This is a genomic window from Paraburkholderia sp. BR14320 (assembly GCF_040948665.1).
In the GTDB taxonomy this organism is placed as follows: Bacteria; Pseudomonadota; Gammaproteobacteria; order Burkholderiales; family Burkholderiaceae; genus Paraburkholderia; species Paraburkholderia youngii.
In genome coordinates this window covers 258,782-271,823 of record NZ_JBFPKG010000003.1, presented here as the reverse complement: position 1 = coordinate 271,823, position 13,042 = coordinate 258,782, and the positions used below count along the sequence as shown (strand labels likewise).

Sequence of the window (13,042 nt, the reverse complement as noted above, 5' to 3'; positions counted from 1 at the left end):
TGGGTAAGAATCTTCAAGAAATCGTTTCGCGGGCGGGGCATCATTCAAGCGCGTGACCGCGAGCAATGCGGTCTGACTGACGAGAGTCAGATTTATTCGTGTGGCGGAGCTTTGAGGGTATGTCGAGCCCGCCATCGGCACGTGCGTCGCTATTGATATCCATTGACGTCGCAGCATCATGATCAAATTCGGCCACGTTGAAGTCGACATAAGTAGGCGCATGGTACGCAAGGGCGACGAGGTCCTGCACGTCGGGTCACGCGCATTCGAAATTCTCGCGTTCCTAGCCTGCTCCAACGGACGGCTCGTCGCGAAAGACGAACTGATGAGCGCCGTCTGGCCGGATACGGTCGTCGAGGAGAACAACCTCAAGGTGCACCTTTCGGCGCTGCGCAAAGCGCTCGGTGAAGATCGTGACTGCATCGTCACTGTGCCGGGCCGAGGTTATCGGCTGATCCAGCATCCGGCTGCATCGCTGCCGTCCGAAAGCGCTGCGCCAGGCGACACACTGTGCACGTTGCCGCCGTTGGCAACAGGATTGATCGGCCGCGATGCGGACATCGCGCGGATTCGCGCAGCCTTCGATTCGGCACCCGTTCTGACGCTGACTGGCGCTGGCGGTATCGGAAAGACGACGCTGTCGATCGCTGTCGCGCACCAGATTGCCGAAGTGCACTCCGAGCTTGTCTGTTTCGTCGAACTGGCGGGACTGACGGAAAGGCAGTCGATCCTCGCGTCCATCGCGCAAAGCTGTCACCTGTCTTCCGACGGCGACGTTCCTTGCGTCGACATGATCGCGGCGATGCTCGCGGACCATCCCCGGACGCTGGTTCTCGACAACGCCGAGCACGCGATTGCTCACGTGGCCGAGATCGTCGAAGCGCTGACGGACGGTAACCCTGCGTTGCGCGTTCTGGTCACGAGTCGGGAGCCATTGCATATTCCACGGGAAAGGACCATTCGCATCGAACCTCTCAGCGTGCCCGCGCGCGACGCCTCCGAACAGGAGGTCCTTGCGCAGTCTGCAGTCCACCTTTTCCTCGCGCGCGTAAGGGCGCTAGGGGGAAAGCCCAGCTTGGACAAAACAGAAACGTTGATGGCTGGCGACATATGCCGTCGGCTCGACGGTATGCCGCTGGCAATCGAACTGGCGGCAGGTCGCGTCTTTTCGTTCGGTATCAAAGGCGTCTATCAGCGCCTCGACGACCAGATGTCGATCCTGACGGGCGGCTATCGCACCGCGTTGCCACGCCATCAGACGCTTCGTGCCACATTCGACTGGAGTTTCGCGCTGCTCGATCCAGGCGCTCAGGCTCTGTTCCGGCGACTCGCGATGTTCGGGGGTGCGTTCACGCTCGAAGCGATGTGCGCCGTCGCGTGCGATTCGGGCTTGACTATCGGTGCCGCGATCGATGGGATCTGCGAACTCGTGGCAAAGTCGATGGTAAGCGTCGGCCTCGAGGGTCCGGTCGCAGAGTACAGGATGAATGAATCGACTCGAGCGTATGCGCTCGAGATGCTTCAGGCAAACAACGAAACACAGGAAATCGCATCGCGTATCGCGCGCTATTTCGCGTCGCGTTTCGACGCGGGGGTGGGCCGTACGTATTCGCTGCAACTGGCGGACGGCTCCTCCGAGCTGCGGCAGACGCTCGACGATGCGCGTGCCGCGTCCGAGTGGGCATTTTCCGCTGGCGATCTGCATCTCGCCGTCGAGCTGACGTCGACGTTGACGGGCGTCCTGCTGCGTTGCTGCCTGATCGAGGAATGCGCCGCGCGAGCGGAACGTGCGGTGTCTGCGCTCAGCGAGTTGCCGGCCCGAGCGATAGATGCCGTGAACGAGATGCGTGTTCGAGCGGCGTTGGCTGCGACGTTGCCGAATCTGTGTGGTCCGATCGGGCGTTGCGCGCAACTTTGGAACGAGGTTCTCGATCTGGCCATCTCGTCCGCTAACGACGATTTTCAGGCTCGTGCGTACTGGGGGCTCTGGAATGCCGCGCTATACGGCGGCAACGTGCACGACGCAATTGATTATGCGCTGCGTTTTCAGACCTTCGCGCGGGACCGCGGTCATGCATGGCAGGAGACGCTGACAAGCCTGCTTGCCGCAGTCGCGCAGCACTGCTCCGGGCAGCACGATCTTGCGAAGTCCCGGATCGAAGCGGCCATGCGGCATCTCGCGGTTCACCCGGACGAAGCGGAGCAGATCACGAGCTTCGCCGTCGATCCTCTTGCCATCTGCTACGGCACGCTGGCGCGCATCGTCTGGTTGCAGGGCGATGCCGAAGAGGCGTTGGAGTACGTCGACAAGGGCGTCAACCTGATCAGGCCGGAGACGATGGAGCCCTGGCTCACGCATGTGCTCGGCGTGGTCGCCGTGCCGATCGCATTGCTCTCGGGCGATTTGGGGCGCGGCCGCCGCTATCTGGAGATCATGCGCTCGCAGACGGCACTGCACGGTTTCACGATCTGGCGTGAGTACGGCAATTGTCTCGGCGGCTATTGCGATCTTCTCGAAGGAAAGATTGAAAGTGGCTTGCCGGTGCTCGAGGCGTCGCTGGATGCGCTGATTGCACGAGGCTTCAGGCGCCTGATTGCACCCTTCGTCGTTGCGTGCGCGGAGGGGCTGATCGCGCGCGGCCGCTTCGCCGAGGCTTCCGCGCGACTGCACGATACGTTGGCATTCTGCGGACGCCACGGCAAGCTGTTCTTTCTGCCTGAAGTATGGCGGGCGCTTGGTCTCGTCGCGCAAGCGCGAGCCAAGCTCGAGCCGAAGGGAGGCGATGCGTGGTGCGACGCACTCGTCGAGGCAAGAGGCTGCTTCCTGGAGGCGATGCAGTTATCGCAACAGCAGGGCGCCCGGATGTTGGAGCTGCGTGCTACAGCCGCGATGGCGCGGCTGCTGGACGAGGACGGGAAATTGGCAGATGCACTGGTCCTGCTGCAAGATCTTTCAGGCGGCTTCGATCGCGGCAGCGCAAGCGCAGATGTCCAGGCACTGTTCGAACTGATCGATGCCTTGGGTGCTCGTCATGCGGAACAAGTCGAGGATGGCGCGGCTGAGGTCGCGCCGGCCCGTCAGACGGCGGGCATTGCGTCACTCGCATAAGCCCCGACAGAAAATGCCTGCAACGCGGCGCCGTCGGGGACAAGTGCAGGATAGTGTTCGCCGATGTGGCGGGTATGCCGCTCGAAAATCGTGCGGCTTTCTCCCGCCGCGAGCAGCTTTTCACGACCATACGCGCGAGCTGCGGCCGACAGGTAGTACCGCGCCTCCGCGCCATCGAACTGGACTTCGATGAGCGACTTGTCGATAAGCTCGCCGACACAATCCATCACGGCTTCAGCCGGGAGAGTGGCGTCGCGTGCGATCCGGGACGCCGCTTCGGCGCAGAAAGCGTGGCCGAAGACGCTCAGACGCCTGAACACCGTCTGCTCGCTGATGTCGAGCATGTCGAAGCTCCAGTCGAGCGCTGCCCGCAGGGTCCGATGTCTGGGCTGAGCGGTCCGATACCCGCCCGCGAGGTACAGCAGAGGTTCGTCGAGCCCTGCGCAGATGCCGTGCAGGCCTAGTGCACACGCACGCCCCGCCGCCAGTTCGAGCGCCAGTGGGATGCCTTCCAGACGGCGGCATATTTCTTCGACGAGCCGGAGGCGATCGTGATTCATATCGACGTTCACGCCGTTCGAACTGAGCCGGTTCAGGAACAGACGGACAGCCGGGGAGCGGAGTATGGCTTGCGGGTCGTCGCGGGAGTCAGCTAGCGCCAGCGGGCCGACACGATAGACGACTTCGCTCGATACGCGCAGACGGAACCTGCTGGTGACGAGGATCATGGCCTGGTGACCGGCCTGGCCGATCAGTCCGACGATCTCGGCCACGTGTTCCACGACGTGCTCCGCGTTGTCGATAACGAGCAACCCGCGCATTCTTGCCAGCACATTGGCGACGCTCTGGATGTCGGGTTCATCGTCGTGCAGTCGGAGTCCGCAGGCCTCGACGAACACACGGATCACCGCATGGCGCGTTCTGTGCGCGGCGAGTTCGACAAAGTGGACATCGACGGCCTGCTCGCTGGCGAACTGGTGCGCGATTTCCCGGGCAATAGCTGTCTTACCGATGCCGCCCGCGCCAATGAGCGTCAGGACCGGTGCCGAGGCCATCATCGAGCGTATTTCGGCGATCGCGGATTCCCGACCGAGCAGCGCTTCGCTCGTCCGCGCGTGATAGGGCTCAGGCGCGAGCGTGCACTGACGGCGTGGCAAATGCACGATCGTGCCGCCGGACACTGGCGAGACGAGCTGATAGCCGCGCCCCGGCACCGTCACGATCAGTTTTCTATCCGGGCCCAGCGCCTTGCGGATTGCCGAAAGCTGCACGTGGATATTGTTTTCCTCGACGATCGTATCGGGCCAGACCGCATCCATGAGTTCGTCCTTCGACACGATTCGACCACCCGCCAAGGCGATGGTAGCGAGCAACTCGAACGCGCGCGAACCGAGTTCCACCACTCTGCCGCCGCGGCGCAGCGCCCGGACGCCGAGATCGACGTCGCATTCGCCGATCTGGATGACTGGCGGGCGGGGAGCGAATGTTCGAAAGTCGGCTATCGCGTGATTCATGGCTAAATCGTCCGACGTTGATTGGGGTGAGGCCGGGCGCCACATGCCGGTTGGTCGTTGCTGGACTGTTGGCGCGCCGGCAGTGTCGAGACGGATGATAGGTGAGCGGTGTTTTCCTCCCGGTGATTGTTAAATTAACTTTTGTTAATCTACGGCCGCGCGAGAGCATTTCGATAGCGAATGTCAATGCCGCATCGCGTATGCATTCAACGCTTAAGGGAGCGTTAACGAAATTTAAGGGGTGTCCAAAAGAGCAATGCTCCGCTCTCGACGGATAATTGAGGCAAACGATCAATGCAAAGGAAGACCAGGCTTTGCGTGTGCCCTATTGCGCTGCGACCCACTGGAAACGCGAGTGGCTGGGATGAAGATTTTGTTAGTGGAAGACAATGTGCAAGTTGCCGGCTTTCTGAAGAAGGGGCTTGCGGAGGCAGGGCACGTGGTCGACTTTGCAGATAACGGCCGCGACGGCATGTTCTTCGCCATGCAGGGCGCGTACGATGCGATCGTCCTCGACCGCATGTTGCCGGGCGGAGTCGATGGGCTTGGTATCGTGACCGCGCTGCGGGCCACCGGGAGCAAGGTGCCGGTACTGATCCTGAGCGCCCTCGACGCCGTGGACGAGCGCATTCGCGGCCTGAAGGCCGGCGGCGACGACTATGTCGTCAAGCCATTCGCTTTCGGCGAGGTGCTGGCGAGGCTCGAGGTACTGATGCGCCGCTCGCAGAGCGACGTATTCGAGACCACGCTCAAGGTGGGAGACCTGTGCATCGATCTGCTTTCGCGAAGGGTGACGCGGGCCGGCAAGGCGATCACTCTGAAGCCGCGAGAGTTCAAATTGCTTGAATACCTGATGCGACATGCCGATCAGGTCGTCACGCGCACGATGCTGCTGGAAAATATCTGGGAATACCACTTCGACCCACAGACCAATGTGATCGACGTGCATGTGAGCAAGCTCCGGCAGAAGATCGATGCGGGGTTTGAGCGTTCTCTTTTGCGCACCGTGCGAAATGCCGGGTACATGCTGTCGGCCGACGCATGACTTCCAAAGCTCCGTGAAGCTGCGTATCGATACGGCAGCCGCCATGAACCTCGAAGAATCGAAAACGCAAACGCTGTGGGACGATGGTGTCCTCGTCCTCTCGCGCATCAGGACGCGAGGCGCCGCGCAAACCCGGCTGGCCGTGAGGCCATCGGCTGGACAACCCTCCGCGCAAACGCTGGCGTTGCTCGAGAACGCCTATGGACTGCGCGCGCGCCTCGATAGTCCCCGCTTTGCGCAACCGGACGTCCTGTTGCGGGAGCGTCAACGCATCACGCTGTTCCTCGACGATCCAGGCGGCAGCGTGCTGGCGTCGATGCAAACGCAATCCCTGGCGCTGGGTCACGTTCTTTCTATCGCAGCGAATGTCGCGGCCGCGCTCGAAGCCTTGCATCAACGCGACCTCGTCCATAGCGATCTTCGCCCCGCGCACCTGCTCGTGAACCCAAACACTGGGGCGGTCGCGCTCACGGGCTTTGGAATGACTGCCGCCGCCGCTCCTGAAGGCCAGGAAATCAGCCAGCCGGTGCTGTATGCGGACGCGTTGCCCTACGTCGCGCCCGAGCGTACCGGCCTCGTGAATCGGCGGGCCGATGGCCGTTCGGATCTGTATTCGCTGGGCGTTCTGATCTTTTGGATGCTCACGGGCAAATATCCTTATGTGGCGAGTTCACCGGCCGAATGGCTGCACTGCCATACCGCGAGAACACCCATTTCGCTCAAGGAATGTGCCGCCGACATTCCCGCTCCGCTAGCCGCGATCGTCGAGCGCCTGCTCGCAAAAGCCGCCGAGGACCGCTACCAGACAGCGCGCGGGGCGGAGCACGACTTGCGGCTATGTGTCGAGCAATTGCGGCGCGGTGGGCGCATCGAACCATTCTTACCTGGCGCGGCGGACAACAGATTGCTGATTCCTGAGCGCCTGTATGGGCGAGAAAGGGAAATACGAGCGTTGCGCGCCGTTTTGGACCGGGTCGCTCACAGTCGTCTCACGGAATTCGTTCTCATATCCGGCTATTCGGGGATCGGCAAATCGTCGTTGGTCGAAGAATTCCATCAGATGATTGTCTGTTCGGGCAGCCGGTTTGCCTCGGGCAAATTCGATCAGTTCAAGCGGGACATTCCGTACGCGACGATCGCGCGGTGCATGCAGGTGCTCGTAGAACAGGTCCTGGAGGAGGGGGAGCCCGACATCGCCAGGTGGCGAAAGCATCTTCAGGATGCGCTCGGTTCTCACGGGCAACTGATCCTCGATCTGATCCCCGAGCTCGAACGTGTCGTCGGTCCTCAGCCCGCCGTGGCGGAGCTTCCGCCACAGGACGCCCAGAAGCGGTTCGTCGCGGTGTTGACGCGATTCATCGGTGCCTTCGCCTTTCCGGCACAACCGCTGGTGCTGTTCCTCGACGATCTCCAATGGCTCGATTCCGGCACGATCTCGGTGCTCGAGGCACTGGGCAAGGCACCGGACATCCAGCACCTGATGCTCATTGGGGCCTTTCGTGACAACGAAGTAGGGCCCACGCATGCCTTGGCGGATGTTGTCAGGACCATTCGCGCGGGGCGGGTTCCTGTTCATGAATTGTTATTGGCCCCTCTTGGTGTGAGCGAGGTGGCGCGTCTCGTGCGCGACGCGACCCACAGCAGCACGCCACACACGGCGCAACTCGCGCAAGTCATGTTTGAAAAGACGGGGGGAAATCCGTTCTTCGCCGTCCAGTTCCTTCGTGTTCTGGCAGACGAAGGCTTTCTCAGCTTCGACCGGGCACGTCGCGAGTGGGCGTGGAATGCGGATCAAATCGCAAGCAGAGGGTTTCCCGACAGCGTCGTTGACCTGATGGTCGATAGACTGGGTCGTCTGTCCAGCTCGACTCGACGAGCGCTTGCCGACTTCGCCTGTCTCGGCGCCAGTGTTTCCACTTCGGTTCTCGCACGCGTGAGTGGCGAGTCGAGCGAGACAGTCGAGGCCGTGCTGGCGGAAGCTGCCTCACAGGGTATCGTCTATCGATTGACCGATGGCTACGCTTTCGTACACGACAGGATTCAGGAGACCGCCTACGCGCTCATTGCGGAGGCGGATAGAGCGAGGGCGCATCTGCGCATCGGCGCGATGCTGGATGGCGGCGACAGTGACCCTGACGTAGAACGGAATATTTTCGAAATCGTCAATCAATACAATCGCGCGATCGATGCGATCGACGATGTCGAGGTGCGCACCCGCGTGGCCGGACTTAATCTGCGCGCCGGACGCCGTGCGAGGGCGTCGGCTGCCTACGGTTCCGCGCTCACGTATCTGGCGCTTGGCAGCGATATTTTCGGTAGCGGAGCGTGGGACACGCACTATGGCGAAAAATTTTCGCTCGAGCTGCTTCGCGCAGAATGCGAATTCCTGACCGGAAACGCCGAGGGTGCCGACGCGCGCCTGTGCGCTCTTGCTGCCCAGGCGAATAACGTGCCCCACAAGGCTGCGGTGGCGTTTCTGCGCGTCACGCTGCATACGGCGCTCGATCGGATGCCGGCCGCCATCGATATCTGCCTCGACTATCTGCGTGATGTCGGCATCGATTGGGTCGCGCATCCTGCCCGCGAGGCGGCCAAAGCGGAGTTTGCGACGCTGCTCGGCCAGATCGGGCAAAGACCGATTTCGGCCCTGATCGACCTCCCTTTGCTCGAGGACGAGGCGTTGGAGGCGACACTCGATGTGTTGACCGCGGTCTTGCCCCCCGCGTTCTTTACTGACGAGAACCTGGTTTGTCTGGTGCTGTGCCGCATGGCGAACCTGAGCATCCGTCATGGGAACGCCGACGCTTCGTCGCTGGGCTTTGCCTATCTTGGCATGGTGGCGGGCCCGATTTTCGGCGATTACCGCGCGGGCTTCGAGTTCGGCAGACTGGGACTTTCGCTCGTCGACGAGAGGGGCCTTGGCCGGTTCAGGGCGCGCGTGTACATGTGCTTCGCCTATCACGTGATGCCATGGACGCAACCCATGCGCGCGGGACTCCCGCTGCTGCGGCGTGCCTTTGAAGCCGCAACGCAAAGCGGCGACCTCACGTACGTCGGCTTCAGCAGCTGCTGTCTCGTCACGAGTCTGCTTGCGGCCGGCGACGCGCTGGCCGAGGTCGAGGATCAGGCCGTCGAGCGTCTGCGCATCGTTCGCGCGGCCGGGTTCGGGCTGATCGTCGACATCATGACCGCGCAGTTGTCCCTGATTCGCGGGCTGCGTGGATCGGCGCCCTGGCTCGGCTCGGCCGAAGCGGACTATGCGGACGAGGCGAGCCTCGAGCAGCATCTCGAAGACGATCCGGCGCTCGCCATAGCGGCGTGCTGGTACTGGATACGGCAGCTGGAGGCACGTTATTTCGCGGGCGATATCGCAGGTGCGCTCGCGGCGGCAAACAGGGCCTCGCCACTGCTGTGGACTTCGTCGGGCCACTTCGAACTGGCGGAATACCATTTCTTTTCCGCGCTGGCGCGTCTGCAATCGCACGACACCTTGGCGCCCGGCGAGCGGGCTGCCAACCTGGCGGCTCTCGCCGACCATGTCGACAAGTTGCGCGACTGGGCCAGTCACAGTCCCTCGAACTTCGCTTCGCGCGCCGCGCTGGTCGAGGCCGAAATCGCTCGTACGGAGGCCCGCGAGTTCGAGGCAATGCGCTTGTACGAGCGTGCGATCGAGAGTGCTCGCGAGCAACGCCTGCCGCATGTCGAAGGCCTCGCCAATGAAGTCGCTGGCCGGTTCTACATGGAACGCGGGTTTGCAGCGATCGGCGCGGTCTACTTGCGCAACGCGAGGCTGGCCTGGTTGAACTGGGGGGCAATGGCGAAAGTCAGGTCGCTCGAGGCTCGATACCCCGAGCTCGCGGCGCAGGGCATCGGGAGTCCACAGAGCGGAGCGGTGGCGAATCAACTGGAGGTGGAGACGGTCGTCAAGGCGTCGCAGGCGATTTCGAGCGAGCGGGCCCTGGAGCGTCTGATGCATACGCTGATGTCGATCGTGCTCGAGCACGCGGGCGCGAGGCGCGCGTTGTTGATCCTGCCGCACGCGGAGCAGCTTTGCGTCGAAGCGGAGGCCACGGCAATCCGGGAGGGCAGCACGGTCAACGTAGAGCGCCGGGCCGCATCTTTCAAGGAGGTGCCGCTCGCGATGCTCCATCACAGCCTTCGTACGCGCGAACCGGTGCTGGTGGATGATGCCGCAGTGGAGAATCCGTTCGCGTCGGATGAGTACTTCGACGGCCGGCAGGCTCGCTCGGTGCTGTCCCTGCCGCTCGTCAAGCAGGCCCGGGTGATCGGCGCTCTGTACCTCGAGAACGAACTCGCGCCCGGCGCTTTTACGCCCTCGCGCATGGCTGTGCTCAGGCTGCTCGCTTCGCAGGCGGCGATATCGATCGAAAATGCCAGCCTGGAGGAAATCGAAGCGCTGCTCGACGAAAAAGACGCTCTGCTGCACGAGGTGCATCACCGGGTCAAAAACAACCTGCAGTTGATCAGCAGCCTGCTCAACCTTCAGGCCGGACGCACGGACGACCGCTCGACAGCGGAACTCCTGCTGGACAGCAGGAACCGGGTACGCTCGATGGCGATGGTTCACGAGAATCTCTATCGGGCCGGCAATTTTGCGCGCATCGATATGGCGTCGCACATCCGCAATCTGTGCGCGCATCTCTCGCGCGCCTATGAATTGAGCCGGTTGAACGTCTCGCTCGACGTGCTCGTCGACGACGTGCAACTCGACATGAATCGGGCCGTGGCTTGCGGGATGATCGTCAACGAGCTGGTGTCGAACGCACTCAAGCACGCCTTTCCGGACGGACGGCACGGGCGCTTGCGCGTCGAGCTGGCGTCGGACGATGAGCGCAGGTGCCGGCTCAGCGTGTCGGACGACGGCATTGGGCTGTCGCCCGATTTTTCGATCGAAGAGGCGGATTCTCTCGGGTTGCAGCTCGTTTCCGACCTTTCGCGCCAGCTGCATGCCTCGCTACAGATCGGTCGCGATACGGGCACGAGCTTCGTCATTCACTTCACTCTCTAACAGGCGGGCTTGATCATGGCGCCGGCGCGCATCCTCATTGTGGAAGACGATCGGGTGGTCGCACGCGACATCGCGCAACAGTTGACGCGCTGCGGTCATGCGGTTGCAGGCAACTGCGCGAGCGGCGAGGAGGCGCTAGCGGTCGCCATGCAAACGCCGCTGGACCTCGTACTCATGGATGTTCAGCTCGAGGGAGAGCTGGACGGTATCGATACGGCCCGACGCTTGCGCGAAGCGCTCAATCTGCCGGTGGTGTTCCTCACGGCGTACGCAGACGAAGAGACGGTGCGGCGCGCGACGGTGACCGAGCCGTTCGGTTATGTCCTGAAGCCATTCGACGACCAGCAACTGCGCACCGTCGTCGAAATGGCGCTGTACAAGCATGCCGCTGAGCGCCGCCTGCGCGAGAGCGAGCAGCGTTACGCGGTCACGCTTGCCAGTATCGGTGACGGCGTGATCGCGACGGACTGCGATTCGCTCATTACGCTGTTCAATCCCGTGGCCGAAGCGTTGACCGGATGGTCGCGAGAACAGGCGCAGGGGCAACCTCTCGCGAATATTCTGGTGCTGGTCGACGAGGATACGAACACGCCATTGAGCGATGTCGGCACCGCGGTGCTGCGCAAGGGGGCGCCGGTCGATCTGCCGGCACGAACCAGACTGATTGGCAGACACGGGCGTGAAGTGCCGGTTGAAAACCGGCGCACGCCCATTGTCGACGATGCCGGTCAGGTCGTCGGCGTGGTGCTGGTGATTCGCGACGTGACCGAGACACGGCGCGCGGCCCAGGCGGAGATCCTGCGCGAAACCAACGAGCGTCTTGGCGCGGCCATGCGCGGTTCGAACGTCGGCGCATGGGAACTCGAACTGGCGGGCGTTGATGAGCGTCACTGGTCATTGCGCAGCTGGAATATCCGGGAGTGGTTGGGCTATGGCGACGATACCTGCCCCGACAGTTTCAACGGATTCATGGCGATCGTTCACCCTGACGACCGGCGCCGGGTTGCCGAGATGTTCACCAGTCAGAACAGGGATTCCAGCGATGCGATCGAGATCGAGCACCGCCTGCTTCATCGCGATGGCTCATGCCGTTGGGTGCTCACGCGCGGCACACAGCGCAATTCGGCAAGCTGTTCGCTCTGCCTGAGCGGCACGCTGATCGACATTACCGAGCGCAAGGCGCTCGAGGCGACGGTGCTGATCGCACGAGACGAGGCCGAAGCGGCGAACAAGGCAAAGGATCAATTCCTCGCCAACATCAGCCACGAACTCAGAACGCCGCTGAACGGCATCCTCGGCTACGCGCAGATCCTGCGCCGCGACGAGGCGCTCGGAACGCAGCAGAGATCGCGTGTGTTGGTCATCGAGCAAAGCGGGACTCACCTGCTGACGCTGATCAACGACCTGCTGGAGTTCGCCCGCATTGGCGCCGGCAGAATCGAACTGCAGCCGGGTGACGTGTTGCTTGCACCGTTTCTGGAAATGCTTGCCGAGCTGATTAGCGTGCCTGCCCGCGAGAAAGGCCTCACGCAGACCTGCATGATTGCGCCTCGCCTGCCGAAGGTGATCCGCGCTGACGAAAAGCGCTTGCGCCAGGTATTGCTCAACCTGCTTTCGAACGCGGTGAAATTTACGGACCACGGAGAAGTTGCATTCATGGTCGGACAGGGGCGCGCCGATAACGTGCGCTTCGAGGTACGGGACACCGGAATCGGCATCAAACCCGATCATATCGAGCGCATCTTTCAACCGTTCGAGCAGGCCGGCGATAGCGAGCGGCGCAGCGCGGGTGTGGGCCTGGGGCTGGCCATCAGCCAGCATCTGGTTCGACTCATGGGCAGCGAGATTCATGTGGAAAGTGAACACGGAAGAGGAAGCCGGTTCTGGTTCGATCTTGCCGTGCGAGACTCAAATGCAATGGCGTGCGACGCCGATGACACGAGCGGCACCACACGGCAAGACATCGACGCTGCGGTCGAAACGATGGCGCGCAACAGCGGAAATCGTGCGCTCGCGTCGGTGCTACCGGGGAACCCGTTCGCGGAGGCCGCGTGCGGGCCGGGTGATTCGGCGCCGGTCGCGGCGTGTCCTGGTCATCCCGACGCGTCCGCTACGCTGATCGTTCCAGCGCAGGAGGCCATCGAGGTTCTGCATCGCATGGCGTTGCGAGGCCAGATGCGCGACATCATGAGGCACGCCGACTCACTGCTGGAAATCGATAGACGTTATCAGGCATTTGCCCTAAGGGTGCGCAAGCTCGCGGAAAGCTTCGAATCGCGGGAATTGCTTGCGTTCATCGAGCGGCATTTGAACGGGAAATAGTGGTCATGCCATATAGATCCAAT

At 62.5% G+C, this 13,042-nt stretch carries 5 protein-coding genes; 4 read left to right on the top strand and 1 reads right to left on the bottom strand.

Features of this window, described 5'->3' with window-relative positions; genetic code table 11:
* Window positions 1-220: 220 nt before the first annotated feature.
* Entirely contained in the window at window positions 221-3,109 is a 2,889-nt protein-coding gene (locus tag AB3X89_RS05290) for a winged helix-turn-helix domain-containing protein (RefSeq protein ID WP_368582194.1), read from the top strand.
* On the opposite strand, the gene AB3X89_RS05285 is transcribed toward AB3X89_RS05290, so the two are convergent.
* The gene (locus AB3X89_RS05285) at window positions 3,079-4,668 is read right to left on the bottom strand and encodes a winged helix-turn-helix domain-containing protein (RefSeq protein WP_368582193.1); all 1,590 of its coding nucleotides are present in this window, start codon (window positions 4,666-4,668) and stop codon (window positions 3,079-3,081) included. The two genes, AB3X89_RS05290 and AB3X89_RS05285, sit on opposite strands and share 31 nt — an antisense overlap.
* 319 nt (window positions 4,669-4,987) lie before the next feature.
* Here AB3X89_RS05285 and AB3X89_RS05280 point away from each other — a divergent pair, with 319 nt between their 5' ends.
* The 3 genes from AB3X89_RS05280 to AB3X89_RS05270 all read left to right on the top strand — a co-directional run bounded on the left by AB3X89_RS05280 (window position 4,988) and on the right by AB3X89_RS05270 (window position 13,019).
* Window positions 4,988-5,668 carry a winged helix-turn-helix domain-containing protein gene (locus AB3X89_RS05280; protein WP_368582192.1) on the top strand — a complete coding sequence of 227 codons (681 nt, stop codon included), beginning with the start codon at window positions 4,988-4,990 and terminating at the stop codon, window positions 5,666-5,668.
* A 304-nt stretch (window positions 5,669-5,972) separates the two neighbouring features.
* Window positions 5,973-10,697, top strand: a complete 4,725-nt coding sequence (locus AB3X89_RS05275) for an AAA family ATPase (protein WP_368582191.1) — start codon at window positions 5,973-5,975, stop codon at window positions 10,695-10,697.
* A gap of 15 nt (window positions 10,698-10,712) precedes the next feature.
* The gene (locus AB3X89_RS05270) at window positions 10,713-13,019 is read left to right on the top strand and encodes an ATP-binding protein (RefSeq protein ID WP_368582190.1); all 2,307 of its coding nucleotides are present in this window, start codon (window positions 10,713-10,715) and stop codon (window positions 13,017-13,019) included.
* Window positions 13,020-13,042: the final 23 nt, after the last annotated feature.